This window comes from Neorhizobium lilium (genome assembly GCF_004053875.1).
Classification (GTDB): Bacteria; Pseudomonadota; Alphaproteobacteria; order Rhizobiales; family Rhizobiaceae; genus Neorhizobium; species Neorhizobium lilii.
This window is the reverse complement of record NZ_SBIP01000002.1, coordinates 1,076,140-1,097,651: the sequence shown is the minus strand read 5'-3', so window position 1 is coordinate 1,097,651 and position 21,512 is coordinate 1,076,140. Positions and strand designations below refer to the sequence as shown.

Annotated in this window: 19 protein-coding genes; 15 read left to right on the top strand and 4 right to left on the bottom strand. The window is 62.0% G+C overall.

Going from position 1 to position 21,512, the window contains the following annotated elements:
- Positions 1 to 9 precede the first annotated feature (9 nt).
- From EPK99_RS11485 to xylA, 4 genes are all read left to right on the top strand, one after another.
- The gene (locus EPK99_RS11485) at positions 10 to 1,611 is read left to right on the top strand and encodes a DHA2 family efflux MFS transporter permease subunit (RefSeq protein WP_128443154.1); all 1,602 of its coding nucleotides are present in this window, start codon (positions 10 to 12) and stop codon (positions 1,609 to 1,611) included.
- A 171-nt stretch (positions 1,612 to 1,782) separates the two neighbouring features.
- Positions 1,783 to 2,808 carry a LacI family DNA-binding transcriptional regulator gene (locus EPK99_RS11480; protein ID WP_128443153.1) on the top strand — a complete coding sequence of 342 codons (1,026 nt, stop codon included), beginning with the start codon at positions 1,783 to 1,785 and terminating at the stop codon, positions 2,806 to 2,808.
- Positions 2,809 to 2,886: 78 nt separating this feature from the next.
- Positions 2,887 to 4,341, top strand: coding sequence for a xylulokinase (gene xylB / locus EPK99_RS11475; protein ID WP_128443403.1), 1,455 nt, complete (start codon positions 2,887 to 2,889; stop codon positions 4,339 to 4,341).
- A gap of 319 nt (positions 4,342 to 4,660) precedes the next feature.
- Positions 4,661 to 5,971, top strand: a complete 1,311-nt coding sequence (gene xylA, locus EPK99_RS11465) for a xylose isomerase (RefSeq protein ID WP_128443152.1) — start codon at positions 4,661 to 4,663, stop codon at positions 5,969 to 5,971.
- Between the two features lie 45 nt (positions 5,972 to 6,016).
- Here xylA and EPK99_RS11460 read toward each other — a convergent pair whose 3' ends face one another.
- The 3 genes from EPK99_RS11460 to EPK99_RS11450 all read right to left on the bottom strand — a co-directional run bounded on the left by EPK99_RS11460 (position 6,017) and on the right by EPK99_RS11450 (position 8,835).
- The gene (locus EPK99_RS11460; protein ID WP_128443151.1) at positions 6,017 to 6,601 is read right to left on the bottom strand and encodes a hypothetical protein; all 585 of its coding nucleotides are present in this window, start codon (positions 6,599 to 6,601) and stop codon (positions 6,017 to 6,019) included.
- A 14-nt stretch (positions 6,602 to 6,615) separates the two neighbouring features.
- A complete protein-coding gene (locus tag EPK99_RS11455; protein WP_128443150.1) occupies positions 6,616 to 7,791 on the bottom strand; it encodes a zinc-dependent alcohol dehydrogenase in 1,176 nt (391 codons plus the stop codon).
- A gap of 177 nt (positions 7,792 to 7,968) precedes the next feature.
- Positions 7,969 to 8,835 carry an aldo/keto reductase family oxidoreductase gene (locus tag EPK99_RS11450; RefSeq protein ID WP_128443149.1) on the bottom strand — a complete coding sequence of 289 codons (867 nt, stop codon included), beginning with the start codon at positions 8,833 to 8,835 and terminating at the stop codon, positions 7,969 to 7,971.
- A gap of 110 nt (positions 8,836 to 8,945) precedes the next feature.
- Between EPK99_RS11450 and EPK99_RS11445 the strand changes: the two genes are divergently transcribed.
- Positions 8,946 to 9,842, top strand: a complete 897-nt coding sequence (locus EPK99_RS11445; RefSeq protein ID WP_128443148.1) for a LysR family transcriptional regulator — start codon at positions 8,946 to 8,948, stop codon at positions 9,840 to 9,842.
- A 26-nt stretch (positions 9,843 to 9,868) separates the two neighbouring features.
- Here EPK99_RS11445 and EPK99_RS11440 read toward each other — a convergent pair whose 3' ends face one another.
- Complete coding sequence (locus tag EPK99_RS11440) at positions 9,869 to 10,204, bottom strand: EthD domain-containing protein (protein WP_128443147.1); 336 nt, start codon at positions 10,202 to 10,204, stop codon at positions 9,869 to 9,871.
- Between the two features lie 114 nt (positions 10,205 to 10,318).
- Here EPK99_RS11440 and EPK99_RS11435 point away from each other — a divergent pair, with 114 nt between their 5' ends.
- The 10 genes from EPK99_RS11435 to EPK99_RS11390 all read left to right on the top strand — a co-directional run bounded on the left by EPK99_RS11435 (position 10,319) and on the right by EPK99_RS11390 (position 21,491).
- Positions 10,319 to 11,284 carry an AraC family transcriptional regulator gene (locus tag EPK99_RS11435; RefSeq protein ID WP_128443146.1) on the top strand — a complete coding sequence of 322 codons (966 nt, stop codon included), beginning with the start codon at positions 10,319 to 10,321 and terminating at the stop codon, positions 11,282 to 11,284.
- A gap of 174 nt (positions 11,285 to 11,458) precedes the next feature.
- Positions 11,459 to 12,991, top strand: a complete 1,533-nt coding sequence (locus EPK99_RS11430) for a sugar ABC transporter ATP-binding protein (RefSeq protein ID WP_128443145.1) — start codon at positions 11,459 to 11,461, stop codon at positions 12,989 to 12,991.
- 178 nt (positions 12,992 to 13,169) lie between these two features.
- Complete coding sequence (locus tag EPK99_RS11425; RefSeq protein WP_128443144.1) at positions 13,170 to 14,171, top strand: ABC transporter permease; 1,002 nt, start codon at positions 13,170 to 13,172, stop codon at positions 14,169 to 14,171.
- 83 nt (positions 14,172 to 14,254) lie between these two features.
- Complete coding sequence (locus EPK99_RS11420; RefSeq protein ID WP_128443143.1) at positions 14,255 to 15,220, top strand: substrate-binding domain-containing protein; 966 nt, start codon at positions 14,255 to 14,257, stop codon at positions 15,218 to 15,220.
- A gap of 141 nt (positions 15,221 to 15,361) precedes the next feature.
- On the top strand, positions 15,362 to 16,417 hold the full coding sequence (locus tag EPK99_RS11415; RefSeq protein ID WP_128443142.1) for a sugar phosphate isomerase/epimerase family protein: 1,056 nt from the start codon (positions 15,362 to 15,364) through the stop codon (positions 16,415 to 16,417).
- Between the two features lie 159 nt (positions 16,418 to 16,576).
- Entirely contained in the window at positions 16,577 to 17,764 is a 1,188-nt protein-coding gene (locus EPK99_RS11410; RefSeq protein WP_128443141.1) for a Gfo/Idh/MocA family protein, read from the top strand.
- A 113-nt stretch (positions 17,765 to 17,877) separates the two neighbouring features.
- Positions 17,878 to 18,630 carry an EAL domain-containing protein gene (locus EPK99_RS11405; protein WP_128443140.1) on the top strand — a complete coding sequence of 251 codons (753 nt, stop codon included), beginning with the start codon at positions 17,878 to 17,880 and terminating at the stop codon, positions 18,628 to 18,630.
- Between the two features lie 329 nt (positions 18,631 to 18,959).
- Positions 18,960 to 20,000, top strand: a complete 1,041-nt coding sequence (locus EPK99_RS11400) for a methionine ABC transporter ATP-binding protein (protein ID WP_128443139.1) — start codon at positions 18,960 to 18,962, stop codon at positions 19,998 to 20,000.
- Positions 19,990 to 20,658: a methionine ABC transporter permease gene (locus tag EPK99_RS11395; RefSeq protein WP_128443138.1), complete on the top strand. Its 669-nt coding sequence runs from the start codon at positions 19,990 to 19,992 to the stop codon at positions 20,656 to 20,658. The genes EPK99_RS11400 and EPK99_RS11395 overlap by 11 nt, the downstream gene beginning before the upstream one ends.
- A gap of 56 nt (positions 20,659 to 20,714) precedes the next feature.
- Entirely contained in the window at positions 20,715 to 21,491 is a 777-nt protein-coding gene (locus EPK99_RS11390) for a MetQ/NlpA family ABC transporter substrate-binding protein (RefSeq protein WP_128443137.1), read from the top strand.
- Positions 21,492 to 21,512 lie beyond the last annotated feature (21 nt).

The window sequence follows — 21,512 nt, the reverse complement described above, 5'->3', positions numbered from 1 at the left end:
GGTGGTCTGATGGCCGGAAGCACAACAGCGACGGCAGGTGCCATGCCTGCTGCGCCTTCCAAGGCGGACGACACCATGGACCCGAGAAAGCTGATCGCTTTCTTTGCCATGGTGCTCGGCATGTTCATGTCGATCCTGGACATTCAGATCGTGTCGGCTTCGCTTGCCGAAATCCAGGCGGGGCTCTCCGCAGGCTCGGATGAAATCGGTTGGGTCCAGACGGCCTATCTGATCGCCGAAGTGATCATGATCCCGCTGTCGGGCACGCTGGCGCGCATCGTCTCGACCCGCTACCTCTTCGCATTTTCGGCAGCAGGCTTCACGGCCGCCAGTGCGCTGGCGGCGACGGCCACGAATATCGATCAGATGATCGTCTACCGCGCCATCCAGGGCTTCATCGGCGGCGGCATGATCCCATCGGTGTTTGCTGCGGCCTTCACGATCTTCCCGCCGTCCAAGCGCGCCATCGTATCGCCGATCATCGGCCTCATCGCTACGCTCGCGCCGACTATCGGCCCGACGGTGGGCGGCTATCTCTCCAACGCCTTTTCCTGGCACTGGCTGTTTCTGGTCAACATCATTCCGGGCATCATCGTCACCATCGTCACCTGGAACTTCATCGACTTCGACAAGCCGGAACTGTCATTGTTCAAGAAGTTCGACTGGTGGGGCCTCCTGTCGATGGGCGTCTTCCTCGGTGCGCTGGAATATGTGCTGGAAGAGGGCAATTCAAACGACTGGTTCAACGACAACATGATCGTCATCGGCGCGATCGCCTCGGTGACCGGATGCGTGATCTTTTTCTATCGGGCTCTCACGGTCGCCTTCCCGGTCGTAGACCTCACCGCCTTTACCAACCGCAACTTTGCCTTCGGATCGATTTTCTCCTTCGTCATGGGCATCGGTCTTTACGGCCTGACTTATATCTACCCGGTCTATCTCGGCCGCATCCGGGGCTATGACAGCCAGATGATCGGCGAGACCATGTTCGTGTCGGGCCTGGCCATGTTCTTCACGGCGCCCATCGCCGGCAAGCTTTCCACCAAGCTCGACCTTCGGCTGATGATGGTGATCGGTTTCGCGAGCTTTGCCTCCGGCACCTATATCATGACGGATATTACCCAGGACTGGGATTTCTACGAACTGCTCCTGCCGCAGATCCTGCGCGGCTTCGGGTTGATGATGTGCATGGTGCCGATCAACAATATCGCGCTCGGCACGCTCTCGCCGGCGCGCATCCGCGGCGCCTCGGGCCTCTTCAACCTGACGCGCAATCTCGGCGGCGCCGTGGGACTCGCCGTCATCAGTACGCTGCTGTCCAACCGCCAGGACGTTCACTACGAACGGCTGCGCGAAAACCTGGATTGGGGCAATGGAATTGCCGTCAACCAGCTCAATAATATGACCTCCAATCTCAACGCGATGGGGCTCGACGGCGCCACGGGCGCGGTCAAACAGCTCGTCCAGCTGGTTACGAAACAGGCCGTCGTCATGTCGTTCAGCGACGTCTTCATGCTGCTGACCGTCCTCTTCACGGCCATGATCCTGGGTGTCGCGCTGATCGACAAGCCTGCCCCACAGGGCGGCGGAGGCGGTGGCGGGGGGCACTGATCACGACCGGACTCTTCTTCAAAGATCCACCGCCGGAAGGGGTCGTCGCGAAAGCGGCGGCCCTTTTCTTTTGTCCCGTCTCTTCTGTCTTAAAGCTAATATTCTGCGCCTCGGGAATTTCTGATTTACGTACCTCAAAAACTGGTTTACGACGCTGGTCGGGAGGATTTCATGAAGCCAACGGTTCATGACATAGCGCGTAGCGCGGGCGTCAGCCTTGCCACCGTGGACCGTGTGCTGAATGGCCGGCCGGGCGTCCGGCGCGTCACCCGCCAGCGAGTGGAGGGCGCAATTGCCGAACTTGGCTATGTGCGTGACGTGGCTGCCGCGAACCTCGCCAAAAGCCGCACCTATGCCTTCACCTTCATCCTGCCGGCCAATGACAATTCCTTCATGATTGGGCTCGGAGACGAGGTGCGTGGCGCAATCGCACGTTCCAGCCTGGAACGCATGGCCGTCCGTATCGTCAATGTGCCGCCCTTCGATCCGGCTGCCCTTGTCGCAGCGCTCGACACGGTTGTGCTGGAGCGCCCGGCCGGTGTCGCCTTCGTCGCCATCGACACGCCGGACGTGCGCGCGGCTGTTCAGCGGGTGGCGGCCGCTGGCATTCCTATCGTCACGCTTGTTTCCGACCTGCCGGAGGCGGCGCGCGACCATTATGTCGGCATCGACAATATTGCTGCCGGACGCACGGCCGGCAGCCTGATGGGCCGCTTTCTCGGCGGCGGTGACGCGACGGTGGCGGTGCTTTCCGGCTCCATGCTTGTGCGTGACCATCGCGAGCGGCTGGAGGGTTTTGCGACGGTGGTGCGGGAGCAGTTTCCGGGTCTGGCGATCCTGCCCGTGCTGGAGGGCCGCGACGATCCGGCGCTTGCCGAAGCCCTGGTCATGCAGGTGCTGGAAGACAACCCGCAGATTGCCGGCATATACAGCCTCGGCGCCGGCAATCGGGGCCTGATCCAGGCACTGCGCAAGGTGTCGATGACGAGGCGCGCCATGGTCATTGCCCATGAATTGACAGCCTATACCAGAGCCGCCCTGGCCGATGGCACGATCGACGCTGTGCTGAACCAGGACGCCGGGCACGAGGTTCGCAGCGCCATCCGGGTGCTGAAGGCCAAGGCGGACGGTCTGCCGGTGATCGCCGCGCAGGAGCGTATTCGTATCGACATCTTCCTGAAGGACAATCTGCCCTGAGCGCCGACCCTTCCCGCACAGCGTGAAGCGCCGCAAGCAACAACGCCGCGAAGACGGCACATGAATAGGAGAAACACCATGTATCTCGGTCTCGATCTCGGCACGTCCGGCGTCAAAGCCATGCTGATCGACGGCGAGCAGGGGATCGTCGGTTCCGCGAGCGGATCGCTCGACGTGTCCCGGCCGCATTCCGGCTGGTCCGAGCAGGAGCCGGCGCACTGGATCCGGGCGACCGAAGAGGCGATCGCAGGCCTCAAGGCGCAGTTTCCCCAGCAGCTTGCCGCCGTGAAGGGTATCGGCCTGTCCGGCCAGATGCACGGCGCAACGCTGCTGGATGCGCAGGACAAGGTGCTGCGGCCCTGCATTCTGTGGAACGATACGCGCTCCTATCAGGAAGCGGCGGCTCTCGATGCCGACCCGCGCTTTCGGCAGATCACCGGCAATATCGTCTTCCCCGGCTTTACCGCTCCCAAGCTCGCCTGGGTGAAGAACAACGAGCCGGAGATCTTCGCCCAAGTCGCCAAGGTTCTCCTGCCCAAGGATTACCTGCGCCTGTGGCTGACAGGCGAACATATGTCGGAAATGTCGGATTCGGCCGGTACGTCCTGGCTCGACACCGGCGCCCGCCGGTGGTCGTCCGAGCTTCTCGCCGCCACGGATCTTTCTGAGGAACAGATGCCTGATCTGGTTGAAGGCACGGACCAGGCGGGCAAGCTGCGTGCCGAACTGCGCTCCGCCTGGGGCATCGGCGGCGAGGTAGTGGTTGCCGGTGGGGCAGGGGACAATGCGGCCTCTGCCTGCGGCATGGGCACGGTTGCGGAGGGACAGGCTTTCGTGTCGCTCGGCACGTCCGGCGTGCTCTTCGCGGCCAACGCCTCCTACCTGCCGAAGCCGGAAAGCGCCGTGCATGCCTTCTGCCATGCGCTGCCGAAGACCTGGCACCAGATGGGCGTCATCCTGTCGGCCACCGACGCACTCAACTGGTATTCGCACATCGCCGGCAAGTCACCCGCCGAGCTTACCACGGAACTGGGCGATGCGCTGAAGGCGCCCTCCGGCGTGACCTTCCTTCCCTATCTCTCGGGGGAGCGGACGCCGCATAATGACGCGGTCATCCGCGGTGCATTCATCGGGCTCGAGCACGAGAGCAGCCGCGCCGTGCTGACCCAGGCGGTGCTCGAAGGCGTGACCTTCGCCATCCGCGACAATCTCGAAGCGCTGAAATCTGCAGGCACCTCGATTTCGCGCGTCACGGCGATCGGCGGCGGTTCCCGTTCGCGTTACTGGCTCGCCTCCATCGCAACGTCACTTGGTGTGCCGGTGGATATTCCGGCGGATGGAGATTTCGGTGCCGCCTTCGGCGCTGCCCGTCTCGGACTGATTGCAGCTACCGGCGCCGATCCGGTTGTCGTGTGTTCGGCACCGGTGACGGAAGCGACGATCGAACCGGTCGCCGAATTGTCGGATGCTTATGAGGTCGCGTATGAGCGGTATCGGGCGGCCTATCCGGCCATCAGATCGCTGGTGCATTGAACGGATGGACTGATGAGGAGGCTGTTACGCGGTAACCCAGCGTCACCCCCCTCTGTCCTGCCGGACATCTCCCCCTCAAGGGGGGAGATCGAAGGATGAGCAACCATCGCTCCCTGTCGAGCCATTCAGTTCGAGGTGCGCAGAAGAAGAGGTTCGTTTGGCGGGTGGGCAGGCCCCCAGCCGATCTCCCCACCTGAGGGGGAGATGCCCGGCAGGGCAGAGGGGGGCTGGCCCCCGCGACGATTATGAAATCACACCGCTGCCCGCTCAACGGCAGGTGGCGTCATACCAACCAACATTCCAACAGGAGGAACACCCAATGTCGACAGGCTTTTTCGGCGATATCAGCAAGATCAAATACGAAGGACCGGACAGCACCAATCCGCTGGCGTTCCGCTTTTACAATCCCGACGAGATCGTCGGCGGCAAGCGCATGGAAGACCATTTGCGCTTTGCGGTCGCCTATTGGCACAGCTTCACCTGGCCGGGCGGCGACCCGTTCGGCGGCCAGACCTTCCAGCGCCCGTGGTTCGACGACAGCATGCAGGCGGCAAAGCTGAAGGCCGACGTCGCCTTCGAATTCTTCCAGCTGCTCGGCTCGCCCTTCTACTGCTTCCATGACGCGGACGTGCGCCCGGAAGGCAACAGCTTTGCGGAGAACACGAAGAACCTCAACGAGATCGTCGATCACTTCGAGAAGAAGCAGGCCGAGACCGGCGTAAAGCTGCTCTGGGGCACGGCTAACCTCTTCTCGCACCGCCGCTACATGTCGGGTGCCGCCACCAATCCGGACCCCGATGTCTTCGCTTTTGCCGCAGCGACGGTAAAGACCTGCCTCGACGCCACCAAGCGCCTCGGCGGATCGAACTACGTGCTATGGGGCGGCCGCGAGGGCTATGAAACCCTGCTCAACACGGATTTCACCCGCGAACTCGACCAGATGGGTCGCTTCCTCAACCTGGTGGTGGAGTACAAGTACAAGATCGGCTTCGAAGGCACGATCCTGATCGAGCCGAAGCCGCAGGAGCCGACCAAGCACCAGTACGATTACGACGTCTCGACCGTCTATGCCTTCCTGCAGAAGCACGGGCTGGACAAGGAAGTGAAGGTCAATATCGAGCAGGGCCACGCGATCCTGGCCGGCCATTCGTTCGAGCACGAAATTGCCATGGCGAACTCGTTCGGCATATTCGGCTCGATCGACATGAACCGCAACGACTACCAGTCGGGCTGGGATACGGACCAGTTCCCCAACAACGTGCCGGAAATGGCGCTGGCCTATTATCACGTTCTGGCTGGCGGCGGCTTTACCAATGGTGGCACCAATTTCGACAGCAAGCTGCGCCGGCAGTCGCTCGATCCGGCCGACCTGCTGATTGGTCACATCGGCGGCATGGATTGCTGCGCCCGCGGCCTGAAGGCTGCGGCGAAGATGCTGGACGACGGTGCGCTGAAGAGCCCGCTGGATGCCCGCTACGAGAAGTGGGACAGCCCGGAAGCGCAGAAGATGCTGCGCGGCGAGTACAAGCTGGATGAGATCGCGGCCATGGTGGAGCGCGAGAACGTCAATCCGGAGCCCAGGTCCGGCCGCCAGGAATATCTCGAAAACGTCGTCAACCGTTACGTCTGACGAGGGTATGGCAGGGGAGTTTCATCTCCGCCTGCCATATTTCGATTAGTTGACGTTGGCTGCGGGCTGCGTCGAGCTGTTGCCCGTTGCCGCATCGGCCGGGCGCAGGTCTGCCAGCTGCTTGCGTCCCAGACCCCGCGAGGCTTCGACCCCCTTGGGGAACCCGGTCCGGTCACCATAGCTGCGGGCCTGGCCGCGGCCCCGCGTGTGCCGTACCGTGGTTGCACCGAGGGCGATGATGTCCAGCAGCGTGATGCCGGCCACGATGGCAAGCGCCACGCCCACATTCTCCCGCTTGCGATTATCCGGGCGCATGGCCGTCATCAGGGTCGCGATATCCAGCGCATCGCCGGCAACGCGGCTTGCAAGCCCCACCTGCTTGTCGACGGACAGGGTCATCATGCCGGCGCCGATCTCGCGGGCACCGTAGGCCCGGATCAGGTTTTCCTTGCCGCGCATGCCGAGTGCCGTGGTGATCTTCTCGGCCGCGAAGATCTCAACCAGGCCAAGCCCGAGGCTGAACCAGCCGAGATTACGGGCCAGACGGTCGGAGGCATTGAGGGAACTCGGGCCGGAATGCAGGATCTTCGGATCGCCTTCGGGGCGTGTTTTATTGGTCAGATAGGACATGAGTGAACCTCGCTTTACGGTTTCAGGACGACCTTGATGCAGCTGTCCTGCTTGTCGCGGAACACCTTGTACATCTCGGGTCCTTCTTCGAGCCCGACAGTGTGGGTGATGACGAAGGATGGGTCGATCTGGCCTTCCTCGATGCGGCGCAGGAGATCGTCCGTCCAGCGCTTGACGTGGGTCTGGCCCATGCGGAAGCTGAGGCCCTTGTTCATGGCCATGCCGAGCGGGATCTTGTCGACAAGACCGCTATAGACGCCGGGGATGGAAATGATACCGCCAGGGCGGCAGACATAGATCATCTCGCGGATGACGTGCGGACGGTCGTTTTCCACCATCATCATCTGTTTGGCGCGGTCCATCAGCGTGTCCGGCTGGCTCATCGAGACGTGGCTTTCGAGGCCGACGGCATCGATGCACTTTTCCGGACCCTTGCCGTTGGTCAGCTCGTTCAGCCGCTCGACGACGCTTTCTTCCTCGAAATTTATGGTGATCGCGCCACCGGCCTGCGCCATGGAAAGGCGCTCGGCAACGCAATCGATCGCAACTACCTGCTTTGCCCCGAGCAGAACGGCGCTGCGGATCGCCATCTGGCCGACGGGGCCACAGCCCCAGATGACGACCGTATCGGTCGGCTCGATGTCGCAGTGAACGGCGGCCTGCCAGCCGGTCGGCAGAATGTCGCCGAGGAACAGCGCCTGCTCGTCGGTCATGCTGTCCGGCACCCTGATATGGGTGGCGTCGGCAAACGGCACGCGCAGATATTCCGCCTGGCCGCCCGGATAGCCGCCGGTCAGGTGGGTGTAGCCGAACAGGCCGGCTGTGGCGTGGCCGAAAACCTTGTCGGACATCTGCTTGTTGCGGTTGGAGCGCTCGCAGACGGAGAAATTGCCGCGCTTGCACTGGTCGCATTCGCCGCAATTGATGGTGAAGGGCACCACGATGCGGTCGCCCTTCTTGAGGCTGCCGTTCATCTCCGAGCCGGTCTCGATGACCTCGCCCATCATCTCATGGCCCATGATGTCGCCTGGCATCATCGCGGGTATGAAATTGTGGAAGAGGTGCAGGTCCGAACCGCAAATGGCGCAGCTCGATACCTTTATGATCGCGTCACGGGGGTGTTCGATCTCGGGGTCCGTCACGGTATCGCACCGGATGTCTTCCTTGCCGTGCCAAACCAAAGCTCGCATGATCGTCTCCAATGTCTGTTCGTCTCGGGGCTGAGCGGCCACACGTGGCAATCACGAGAGCCGGTTCCTGTGGGTGTCGAACCGGACCGATGCCTAAAGGTTTCCTCCTGAACAAACTTTCGGCGCAGGCCCGCTGAGATCCTGCGCCGATTGAATCGATAAATATGCGGCCAGCGTTCAGGCGGCGATGGCGTTCAGCTCCACCAGCACTTCCTCCGGCAACTCAAGTTCGGCCGCCGCCAGGTTCTCTTCGAGATGGGACGGCGAGGATGTGCCGGGAATGAGCAGGATGTTCGGCGAGCGCTTCAGCAGCCAGGCAAGCGCCACCTGCATGGGAGTTGCGCCGAGCTTTGCCGCCACGTCCGACAGCGTGGACGACTGCAAGGGCGTGAAGCCGCCGAGCGGGAAGAAGGGCACATAGGCGATGCCGTCCCTGGCCAGATCGTCGATCAGCGCGTCGTCCGCGCGCTGGGCGATATTGTACATGTTCTGCACGCAGACGATCTCGACGATCTGGCGGGCTGTCGCGATCTGTTGGGGCGTGGCATTGCTGATACCGATATGGCGGATGAGACCCTGGCGCTGGAGCTCGGCCAGGGCGTGGATCTGTTCCTCGATCGGACCTTCCTTAGGTCCGTGCAGGCCATAGATCACCCGCAGATTGACCACCTGGATCTGCTCCAGTCCAAGGTTGCGCAAGTTGTCGTGGATGGCGGAGGTCAGCTCTTGCGGGGAAAACGCAGCAGGCCAGGAGCCGTCGGGCCCGCGTTTGGCACCGACTTTGGTGACGATGGTGAGATCGTCCGGATAGGGGTGAAGCGCCTCGTGGATGATCTGGTTGGTGATGTGCGGGCCGTAGAAGTCGCTGGTATCGATATGGTCGACGCCGGCCTCGATCGCCTGACGCAGCACCGCGATCGCCTGGTCGCGATCCTTCGGCGGACCGAAGACGCCCTTGCCGGCAAGCTGCATGGCGCCATAACCGAGGCGTTTGACCATGCGGTCGCCGAGGCGGTAGGTGCCGGATTTTTCGATATTGGACATGATGAGCTCCTTCTGGATCAAATCTCGAATGACGATGACGGCAAGATAGGGCTTGGTGTCGCTTTGGATAATCCCGTACAATCAGTACGGCTTGTGCGGAAAACAGATCAATGGCAGTCGACCTCGGTGACCTTGGAGCTTTCGTTGCAGTGGCAAGAGCAAAAGGCTTTCGGGAAGCGGCCCGCGTCAGTGGCTCCAGTGCCTCCGCCTTGAGTGAGGCGGTGCGGCGGCTGGAGACACAGCTTGGGCTGCGATTGCTCAACCGCACGACGCGCAGCGTGGTTCCGACCGAAGCGGGCGCAGGGCTTCTTGCCCGGCTCGGGCCGGCGCTGACGGAAATGGAAGCGGCGCTCGACGTCGTCAACGGGTTTCGCGAAAAGCCAGCCGGTTCGCTGAAGCTCAACGTTCCGGTGAGTGTGGCGCGCCTCGTGCTTCCGAAGATTGTTGCGCCCTTCCTCAAAGCCTATCCCGATATCGTCCTGGAGATCATCGCGGAAGACAGCTTTGTCGATGTGCTCGCAGCCGGCTGCGATGCGGGCATCCGCTATGACGAGCGGCTGGACCAGGACATGGTAGCCATTCCGATCGGGCCGCGTACCCAGCAGTTCGCAACCGCCGCGTCACCCGCCTATCTCGACTCCCATGGCCGGCCGGAGCATCCCCGCGACCTCTTGGAGCACCGCTGCCTGCGCGGCCGCTTTGCGAGCGGCGCCATGCCGGTCTGGGAGTTCGAAAAAGAAGGCGAAGTGGTCCGTATCGATCCCAAGGGACCGCTTGTGGTACGGCCCGGCGGCGCGCTCGAGCTTGCAATCGAGGCGGCGGTACAGGGGCTCGGCATCATCCATCTGTTCGAGGAATGGCTGCAACCCAGCCTCGACAGCGGCGCGCTGGAACCGGTGCTTGAGCCCTGGTGGGAGAGCTTTCCCGGTCCATTCCTCTATTATCCCGGGCGCCGGCTGGTGCCCGCGCCGCTACGCGCCTTCATCGATTTCGTCAAGGCGGGGTGAGGTGCGATGTCGCGCCTCTATTGGCGTCACCCGACCACGACCGTCTCTTCGCAAATCATTCTTCCGACCGAGTTCAGGTCGATGAAGTTGGGATGGTCGGGATCGACCTTTGTCTTGAAGTTCTCGCAGGAATAGAGCGCGTTGAGGTCATCGAGATTGTCGAACCAGGCTTCGACTACGGCATCATAGCTCGGAGCAGGAAATTCAGGCGCCGTAACGGGATAAGAGACAACGAAGCGGCGCACGAGTTTGGCTTCGGGAATCGCGAAAAGGAGAGGCGCATGCACGTCGCGACGATAATTCTTGAATTCCTGGAGGCTCATTCCCTCGCGGCGCCTGAAGCTTAAGATGATCTTGATCATGAACATGTTCCTGATTGGGTCGATCCGTAGTGTCGACGCAGAAAGGCATAGCAAGAGGGTGCGGGATGAACTATGCTTGAAAATCCCAAATTCTTTCGTGATTGTCCCCTTTCGATGGATACTCTCTCTGCCGTTCTGTCGCGTCTAAAGCCCCAGACCTATGTCGCAGGGGGACTGGATATGGGCGGCGAGTGGTCGGTTCAGTTCAACAGCCACTGCGGGGTAAAGTATTTCGCACTGGTGTCCGGGACAGCGTCGATTGCAGTTGAGGGTGAGGCAGACCCCATATGTCTGAAAGCAGGAGATTGTGTCCTGCTGCCACGCGGCAAGCGGTTCGTGATCGCGAAGGATCCGGCATTCAAACCTCTCGCTTTTGAGACGGTGGCGGGATCGGAGTGGATTGGCGGTATCGCCCGCGTGAACGGCGGCGGCGATACGATGATGCTCGGTGGCCACTTTGCGCTTTCCGACGCTCATTCGGACATGCTGCTCGGCACCATGCCGCCCGTCGTCCGGCTGCGGGATGAAAGTGAAAAAGCGGGGTTGCACTGGGCTCTCGATCGCATGAGACATGAACTTTCCAGTGCCCAGCCTGGCAGTTCCCTCGTCGTGCAACACCTTGCCCATCTGATGCTCGTTCAGGCCTTGAGGCTATACCTTTCGCTTGGAGCCGCATCCGGAACAGGTTTGCTGTTCGCTTCGGGGGATCCGAGAATTGGTCCTGCCATCGACGCGATCCACAGGGATCCCGGCAGACGTTGGACATTGCCCGTGCTTGCAGCCATAGCGGGAATGTCCCGTTCGAAATTCGCCCTCAGGTTCAAGGCGGTGGCGGGCACCTCGCCAATCGAATACCTGACAAGCTGGCGCATGCTGCTGGCCAGCGATCGGCTGACCAGCGGCAAGGAGCGGATCAGCGATATTGCAGTGTCGCTAGGCTACGAGTCGGAGGCTGCATTCAGCACCGCGTTCAAGCGGGTCACAGGATACTCTCCGCGTAAATATGTGGGCCGATCCGTCGGCGCGGACCATCTATTACTGTCCTCGACCAGCTCGCCTCTTCCCGCCCGGGCGACGTAAGTTCGGATGGCCGACGCTTTGCGCGCAAATCTGCTTTACGTACCTCAGAATCTTCGCTAGCCTTGAAAAAAGGGAGGAAGTTCAGGTGCATTCGACCGCTTGCGAGGAGGCTGGCGTTCGGGTGACGATTCTGGTGGGAATCGCATCCGCGTCCATTCAGTGCGGGATACGTCCATGACCGTGGATGCGTCCGAGCCGTTGCCGTTGCTGCATGCGACCGGCCTTTCCAAGACATTCGGCATTGTCGAGGTCCTCAAGGACATCGATCTTACGGTTCGCTCCGGCGAAGTTCATGCCATTATCGGCGAAAACGGCGCCGGCAAATCGACGCTGATGAAGATCCTGGCCGGCAACCACCAGCCGACGCGCGGCGAGATCCGCATGGGCGGCGAGGCGGTTACCTTCAGCGGCCCCGTTGATGCCGAAGGCCGCGGCATCGTATTGGTGCACCAGGAAATCCTGCTTGCGCCCGATTTGACCGTTGCCCAGAACATCTATCTCGGCCGCGAACTGCGGCGGGGCTTCACCATAGACGACCGCGCCATGAACGAGGGGGCAGCCCGCGCCATCGGCGATCTCGGCGGCGATCTCGACCCGCGCACGATCGTCTCGCGCCTGTCGATCGCGCAGCGCCAGCTCGTGCAGATCGCGCGCGTTCTGCTGGTGCCGCACCGTATCGTCATCTTCGATGAGCCGACCGCATCGCTTACCCCGCACGAGACCGATGCGCTGCTCAAGGTCATCCGCCAGATCCGCGCCAAGGGCGTCGGCGTTCTCTACATTTCCCATCGTCTGCCGGAGGTGAAGGAGATCGCCAACCGGGTGACCGTGCTGCGCGACGGCCGGCTGGTCGCCTCGCATGATGCCTCCGAACTGCAGCCTTCCGACATGGCGCGGCTGATGGTGGGGCGCGACGTCGCCAAGCTCTACCCGGACCGCCACGCGGCGGAGGCCCGCGAAGCGGTTCTCGAGGTCGAAAGCTTTACCGTGCCCGGTTATGGCCGCGACGCCAGCTTCCGTCTCCACAAGGGCGAGATCCTGGGGTTTGCAGGCCTGATCGGTGCCGGCCGCACCGAGCTTATGGAGGGTCTGGTGGGCCTTCGGCCGGGCAAGGGAAGTGTGCGGCTCAACGGCAAGCCGGTGCATTTCACCGATGTGCATGCGAGCCTGAAGGCGGGCGTCGCCTATCTTTCCGAAGACCGGAAGGGCAAGGGGCTGCTGCTTTCCAAGGATCTGCGCATCAACCTGACACTGGCTTCGCTGACCAAATTCAGCGGGGCTCTGCAGATCGATGCCAAACGGGAGTCGGACGCGCTCGACAAGGCGATCAAGGATTTCGACATCCGTACGGGCACGAAGACGATTCTTGCCGGGCAGCTTTCGGGCGGCAACCAGCAGAAGCTACTGCTTGCCAAGATGATGCTGCTCGACCCGCAGGTGGTGATCATCGACGAGCCGACGCGCGGCATCGATATCGGCAACAAGCAACAGATCTACACATTCATCGCCGGCTTGGCGGAGGAGGGGCGCTCGATCATCGTCGTGTCCTCCGAAATGCCGGAGCTGATCGGCATATGCGACCGCATCCTGGTGATGCGCTCCGGGCAGATCGTCGGCGAAGTCACGGGAGACCACATGAACGAAAACGAGATCGTCGCGCTGGCGACCGGGGTGAATGCCGGGCGCGGCGCGGGGGAGGCGGCATGAGAAAAATCCCCTCCCCACCCTCCCCACAAGGGGGAGGGCTTAACCCAGCCGCTCCTTCGCAATCCGATTTCGGTAGGCGGGTGCCGCGCGCTTTCTCCTCCCTTGTGGGGGAGATGGCCGGCAGGCCAGAGGGGGTGCTGCCCCTGGCACCAGAATTGGCGATGGGGGAGGCAGCCTTATGACGCTTGCCGCCACGGAACCGGCCAAGGCGCCGAAAACCTCGCGGGATTGGGATATGGCGGCGATTGCGCCGTTCATCGCGCTCGCCCTGCTGCTGCTGCTTGGCTATTTCGCCAATCCGAGCTTCATCTCGCTCGCCAATCTCACCAATGTCATTACCCGCAGCGCCTTCATCGCCATCATCGCGCTTGGGGCAACCTATGTGATCTCGGCGGGTGGGCTCGACCTTTCGGTCGGCTCCATGGTGGCCTTCGTGGCAAGCCTGATGATCTTGTTCCTCAATTCGGGAGCGGTCGCAGATCCGGTTCTGCTGCTGGTATCGGCCATGCTGGTGGCGATCCTGCTGGGGGCCGCCTGCGGGCTTTTCAACGGGCTGATCACGACGCTCGGCCGCATCGAGCCGTTCATCGCCACGCTCGGCACGATGGGTATCTATCGCGGGCTAACCACCTGGCTTTCCCAGGGCGGCGCGATCACGCTCAAGGACCGCGAGTTGCAGGCACTCTACCGTCCGGTCTATTTCGGTTCAGTCGCCGGCATTCCGATCCCCATCGTCATCATCTTCGTGACGGCGGCCATCGCCGCCTTCGTGCTCTACCGCACGCGCTACGGGCGCCACCTGATCGCCGTCGGCTCAAGCGAGGACGTGGCGCGCTATTCGGGCATTTCGGTCAATCGCGTGCGGACCATCGCCTATGTGGTGCAGGGGATGTGCGTGGGCGTCGCCGTCATTCTTTACGTGCCGCGGCTCGGCTCCACGTCTGCCACCACAGGCATATTGTGGGAGCTTCAGGCGATCACGGCGGTGGTCGTCGGCGGCACGGCGCTGCGCGGCGGGGTTGGTCGGATCTGGGGCACGGTCTGCGGCGCCTTCATTCTGGAAATCGTCGGCAATATCATGATCCTGTCGAACTTCGTCAGCGAATATCTGATCGGCGCAATCCAGGGCGCCATCATCATCATCGCCATGCTGGTGCAGCGGTCGCTGATGCGGAAGTGAGGCTGCATCGAGGAAGAATTGGCCAGGCAAAAGGGGTGCGCCTGGCTTTGGAGGAACAAGCCCCGCAACATGGGAGAGAGAACATGAAGAGAAGAACATTTGGCCTCGGTGCGGCGGGATTCGTCGCCGCCGCTGCCGCCAGCCCCAGCCTAGGTCTGGCTCAGGAAGGCAAGAAGGTCACGATCGGCGTTTCCATTCCGGCCGCTGACCACGGCTGGACCTCCGGCGTGGTCTTCCACGCGGAGCGTGTCGCGAAGCTGCTGATGGCCGAGCACAAGGGCCTCAACGTCATCGTCAAGACATCGCCGGATGCGGCAAGCCAGGCCAATGCCGTGCAGGACCTTGCCGTGCAGGGGCTCGATGCGCTGGTCATCCTGCCGTCCGATCCGGATCCGCTGGTCAACGCCATTCAGCAGGTGAAGGATTCCGGCGCCTTCGTGGCGCTGGTGGACCGCGCGCCTTCGGTCAACGACAACACGATCCGCAACCTCTACGTGGCGGGCAACAACCCAGCACTTGGCGAAGTCGCCGGCCAGTACATCGCCAAGACCACGCCGGATGCGCAGGTGGTGATTATCCGCGGCCTGCCGATCCCCATCGACCAGCAGCGCCAGGACGGTTTCGACAAGGGTATTGCCGGCTCCAAGGTGAAGGTTCTCGATCGCCAGTACGGCAACTGGAACCGCGACGATGCCTTCCGGGTGATGCAGGACTTCCTGACGAAATACCCCAAGATCGACGTGGTCTGGTGTCAGGACGACGACATGGCGGTCGGCGTGCTGGAGGCGATCAGCCAGGCCAAGCGCACGGACATCAAGTATGTGGTCGGCGGTGCCGGCTCCAAGGACATGATCAAGAAGGTCATGGACGGCGACAAGATGATCCCGGTCGACGTGCTCTATCCGCCGGCTATGGTGGCGACCGCCATGCAGCTGACGGCGGCCAGCTTCTACGACCAGGTGCCGGTCAGCGGCACCTATATCCTGGATGCGACGCTGGTGACCAAGGAGAATGCCAAGAGCTTCTACTTCCCGGACTCGCCGTTCTGAGGATGGCGCCCGCTTAGAAGACCCCCCTCATCCGGTCCTTCGGACCATCCTCTCCCCCGCGGGGAGAGGTCGCCAAGCGCGAGCGGAGGCGGGTGAGGGGGCTACACATCACGACTGCAGGTATTTTTACGGAGAAACATCATGAAAACCATCAAAGGCCCCGGCATTTTCCTCGGCCAGTTTGCGGGCGATGCGGCGCCGTTCAATTCCTGGGACGGGATCACCAAATGGGCGGCCGACAAGGGCTATATCGGCGTGCAGGTGCCGACCTGGGCAGGCCAGTTGATCGATCTCCACAAGGCGTCCACCTCCAAGGACTATTGCGACGAGCTTGCGGGCGTGGCGCGCCAGAACGGTGTCGAGATCACCGAGCTTTCGACCCATCTTCAGGGACAGCTGGTTGCCGTGCATCCGGCCTATGACGAAGTGTTTGACGGGTTTGCCGCCCCGGAAGTGCGGGGGAACCCGAAGGCTCGGCAGGAATGGGCGGTCGACCAGGTCAAGATGGCGCTGACGGCCTCGCGGCATCTGGGCCTCAGCGCACACGCGACCTTTTCGGGCGCGCTGGTCTGGCCCTATCTCTATCCCTTTCCGCAGCGCCCGGCCGGCCTGGTCGAAACCGCATTCGACGAGCTTGCCCGCCGCTGGACGCCGATCCTCGACCATGCGGATGAAAATGGCATCGACGTCGCCTACGAGATCCATCCGAGCGAAGACCTGCATGACGGCGTGACCTTCGAGATGTTCCTGGAGCGGGTGAAGAACCATCCGCGCGCCAACATGCTCTACGACCCGTCGCATTACGTGCTGCAATGCCTGGATTATCTCGACAACATCGACATTTACCATGAGCGGATCAAGATGTTCCACGTCAAGGATGCGGAGTTCAATCCGACCGGGCGGCAAGGCGTCTATGGCGGATACCAGAACTGGCTCAACCGCGCCGGCCGCTTCCGCTCGCCTGGCGACGGGCAGGTGGATTTCGGAGCGATCTTTTCCAAGATGGCCGCCTATGACTTCGACGGATGGGCCGTGGTGGAATGGGAATGCGCGCTGAAGAATTCCGAGGACGGTGCGCGCGAGGGTGCCGAATTCGTCAAGGCGCACATGATCCGCGTGACCGACAAGGCCTTCGACGATTTCGCCGGGGCGGGTACGGACGAGGCCGCCAACCGGCGCTTGCTGGGGATCCAGTAGACACCCCTCCCCACCCTCCCCACAAGGGGGAGGGCTTAACCTGCGGCGCCTTCAATGACGACTTGAGACGGTGCGGAGGGTTTTCTCCCCCCTTGTGGGGGAGATGGCCGGCAGGCCAGAGGGGGTTCTTTCGCATAAATTCACGGAGAAAACACGATCATGACCATCGAAGCCAAGGACGGACAGACACGCGAGCCCCGCATCAGGCTCGGCATGGTGGGCGGCGGGGCCGGTGCCTTTATCGGCGCGGTGCATCGCATGGCGGCACGGCTGGACGACCAGTTCGAGCTGGTGGCCGGCGCGCTGTCGTCCACGCCCGAAAAGGCGATCGTTTCGGGCCGTGACCTGGGGCTCGATCCGGCCCGCACCTATGGCTCCTACAAGGAGATGGCGATCCGCGAGGCACGGCTGAAGGACGGCATCGAAGCGGTGTCGATCGTCACCCCCAACCACGTGCATTACGAGGCGGCGAAGGAATTTCTCAAACGCGGCATCCATGTGATCTGCGACAAGCCGCTCACCTCCAACCTTGCGGACGCGAAGAAGCTGAAGAAGCTGGCGGACGAGAGCGATACGCTGTTCATCCTCACCCACAACTATACCGGTTATCCCATGGTGCGACAGGCGCGGGAAATGGTCGCCAATGGCGAGCTTGGCGACATCCGCATCGTGCAGGCGGAATACCCGCAGGACTGGTTGACGGAAGCGGTCGAGGAAACCGGCGCCAAGCAGGCGGTGTGGCGCACGGATCCCGCCCAGTCGGGGGCAGGCGGCTCCACCGGCGATATCGGCACGCATGCCTACAATCTCGCCTCCTTCGTGACCGGGCTGGAGCTGGACAGCCTGGCGGCGGATCTCGACAGTTTCGTGGCCGGCCGTAGGCTCGACGACAATGCGCATGTCATGCTGCGTTTCAAGGCCAGGGGCTCAGAGAAGGCGGCAAAGGGCATGCTCTGGTGCAGCCAGGTGGCGCCCGGCCACGAGAACGGGCTGAAGCTGCGCGTCTACGGCACCAAGGGCGGCATAGAATGGGTGCAGGCGGACCCCAACTATCTCTGGTTCACGCCGTTCGGCGAGCAGAAGCGGTTGATTACCCGCAACGGCGCCGGTTCAGGCTCTGCGGCGGGCCGCGTCAGCCGCGTTCCGTCCGGTCATCCGGAAGGCTATCTGGAAGCCTTTGCGACGATCTATACAGAAGCCGCACATGCCATCAACGCCGGGAAAAAGGGCGTCGCGGTCGATAAGGCGGTGATCTACCCGACCGTGGACGATGGCGTGAAAGGCGTCGCATTTGTCGAGGCCTGCGTGGCATCATCGAAGAAGAACGGCGCCTGGGTGAAGGTGTGAGACTTGCCTAATTCGAGGTGTTGGAGAACCGTAATCCCCAAAATAACCTAATACATGTTCCGCTTCCTTAAGGAATGATCTTCTAAAACAGCAACTCACAATTGGAGATGGTGATGAAGGTGGGTTGCCAGGGTTGCCGGGACGGTGCGGGATTTGACATTCCTTTCTCGATGGCTTTTCAGCCGATCGTCGATCTGGAAAGCCGGACGGTGTTCGCCCATGAGGCTCTCGTGCGCGGCCTGGGTGGGGAAGGTGCCGGAACCATTCTTTCACAGGTGAACGATGGCAATAAATACGCCTTCGATCAGCAGTGCCGTGCCAAGGCCATCGAACTGGCAAGGGATCTCGGCGGCGGTGCCACGGACACCAAGCTTTCGATCAACTTCATCCCCAACGCCGTCTACGAGCCCCGCGCCTGCATCCGGCTTACGTTGGCAACGGCCACGCGGGTGGGTTTCCCACTCAACCGCATCATCTTCGAATTCACCGAAGTGGAAAAGATCGACACCGACCATCTTCTCAACATCCTGCGAACCTACAAGGATATCGGCTTCCTGACCGCGATAGACGATTTCGGCGCCGGTCACTCGGGGCTCAATCTTCTTGCAAGCTTCCAGCCGGATATCGTCAAGCTGGATATGGGGCTTATCCGGGGGATCGATACCGACCGTTCACGGCGCGTGGTGGTCAAGCATACGCTCGCCATGCTGCTCGATTTCGGCATCAAGCCGATCTGCGAAGGGGTGGAAACGATAGACGAGCTGAAGGCTTTGCAGGATATCGGCGTAACCCTGGTTCAAGGCTATCTGTTTGGACGCCCCGCCTTCGAAAGCCTGCTCCCGCCCGATCTGCAAATGGTCGCGTGACGGCAGGATTGGACGAATTTTTTCGCATCCAGCGTTCTACAGCACGTTCTTGCCTCGGCTTGGCGAGGGTTGTAATGCGATAAGCCCCTCTATTGGGGTGCAAGTCTGCCATGCACGGCAGCGGTTGGAAGAGGTCAAGTCCAGTGATAGAGCGGCGGTCAAGATTTCGAATGTGTCGCTGACGACACCGGAGCTTGGCTTTTCAGACTGGTTGCGTCGCCGCGGCCCATAACGGACTTTTCATGACATCGACAAACCCGACATCTCTTCCAGAGCAAGTCCCTCCATCCGGGTCTGCCGCATCGCCTTCGATTGCGGAACATGCGCCCATGGTGGCCTTCGAAGCCGTTACCAAGCGGTTCGGCGGCAGTGGCGGCCAGCCCGGCTTCACCGCCCTGGATGGAATTGATTTCTCCGTCCCGCGTGGTGCCATTACCGGCATTATCGGACGCTCCGGTGCGGGCAAATCGACGCTGATCCGGCTTGTGAACGGCCTCGAACGGGTAAGCTCGGGCCGGGTGCTTGTCGATGGCGTCGAAGTGGGCGGCCTGTCGGAAACGGCCTTGCGCGACCTGCGCCGCCGGGTCGGCATGATCTTTCAGCACTTCAACCTTCTCTCGTCTCGCACCGCTTTCGACAATGTGGCGCTGCCGCTGGAGATCGCAGGCCTCGACGCGCGGGCGATCCGGGAAAAGGTAGCGCCGCTGCTCGATCTGGTCGGGCTTGGCGACAAGGCGAACAGCTATCCTTCGGAACTTTCGGGCGGGCAGAAGCAGCGGGTCGGCATTGCAAGGGCGCTGGCCACGTCGCCGAAGCTGCTGCTGTCCGACGAGGCGACCTCCGCACTCGATCCGGAAACCACCCATTCGATCCTGGAGCTGTTGAAGCGGATCAATGCCGAACTTGGCCTCACCGTGCTTCTGATCACCCATGAGATGGAGGTGGTGAAGACGATTGCCACCGATGTCGCTGTGATCGACAGGGGCAGGATCGTGGAGGCTGGCCGCACCTTCGATATCTTCACCATGCCCAGGCACGAGACGACGCGAGCGCTTCTGTCCTCGTCGCTCGGCGTGAAACTGCCGGAATGGGTGCGCTCGGGTCTTCAGCCCCAGCCACTTGCGGGCGGCCGCGTCATGGTGCGGCTGATCTTCTTCGGCGAGACCGCCTTCCAGCCGCTCACTGCCCGGCTGGTGAGCGAAATAGGCCCCGGCGTCAACATCATGGCCGGAACGATCGATGAGATCGCCGGCGAGCCCTTCGGTTCGCTTGTCGTCTCCTATGCCTCGGATCCGGCGGTGCTGGAACGCGCCGCCCGCTTCTATGCGGAAACCGGCCTGACCACGGAGGTGCTTGGCTATGTCGCCTGATATGCTCTTCAACCTTCTCTGGAAGGCCATGGGCCAGACCCTGCAGATGGTGGGCATCGCCGGCATTCTCGGCTCGCTGATCGGCCTGCCGATCGGCGTCTTTTTGGCCACCAGCGGCAGGGGCGAGCTTTTCCCGGCGCCCATGGCCAATCGCATCATCGGCCTTGTCGTGAATGCGGCGCGTTCCACGCCGTTCATCATTCTGGTCGTCGCAATTATTCCCTTTACCCGCTTCGTCACCGGCACTTCTATCGGCACCTATGCGGCGATCGTGCCACTGACCATCGCCACCATTCCCTTCTTCGCGCGGCTGGTGGAATCCGCAATCCGGGAGATCGACAAGGGGTTGATCGAGGCGGCGCGGGCCATGGGCGCCACGCCCTTCCAGATCGTCTGGAAAGTGCTTCTGCCGGAAGCGCGCCCCAGTCTCGTGCTGGGTCTCACCATGACGCTGGTCAGCCTCATCGGCTTTTCCGCCATGGTCGGCGCAGTCGGCGGCGGCGGCCTCGGCGATCTCGGCATCCGCTACGGCTACCAGCGCTTCATGCCGGACGTGATGCTGACCGTGGTCGTGGTGCTGATCGTGCTCGTCCAGGCGGTGCAGAGCGCCGGCGACGTTCTGGCGCGGCGGTTCGACAAGCGTAACCGCAAGACCTGACATTACCCAAACCAGCCTCCGAAGACTGGCCTTATAACAAACCAAAGGAGACACCCATGAAGAAATTCATTCTCGCAGCGGCAATCGCAGCCCTTGCAGCCAGTTCGGCGTTTGCCGAAACCATCAAGGTCGGCGTCACGCCTGGCGAGCACGCGCAGATCATGGAAAAGGTAAAGGAGATCGCCGCCAAGAAGGGCCTCGAGATCGATATCCTTGAGTTCTCCGACTATGTCGTGCCCAATCAGGCGCTTGCCGATGGCGATCTCAACGCCAACTCCTTCCAGCACCAGCCCTATCTGGACAACCAGGTCGCGGATCGCAAATTCGACCTCGTCAGCGTCGGAACCACCATCACCACCCCGATGGGCGTCTATTCCAAGAAGGTGAAGAGCCTGGACGAGCTGAAAAGCGGCGCCCATATCGCGATCCCGAACGACCCGACCAATGGCGGTCGCGCGCTTCTGGTGCTCGCCAGCAAAGGCCTGATCAAGGTCGATCCCGCCAAGGGGCTGAAGGTTACTCCGAACGACGTCACCGAGAACCCGAAGAACATCCAGTTCTCCGAACTGGACGCGGCCCAGCTGCCGCGTTCGCTGGACGACGTGGACGCCGCCGTCATCAACACCAATTACGCCATGGAAGCCGGCCTGCATCCGAAGAAGGACGCGATCGCGATCGAAGGCGAAAAGTCGCCCTATGCCAACGTCATCGCCGTGCGTCGCGCCGACAAGGATGCGCCCTGGGTCAAGACGCTGGTCGAATCCTACCATGACGACAGCATCCGGAACTTCATCAACACGCAGTTCAAAGGCGCCCTGATTCCGTCCTGGTAAACCTCGAAATCCTTGCTGGGC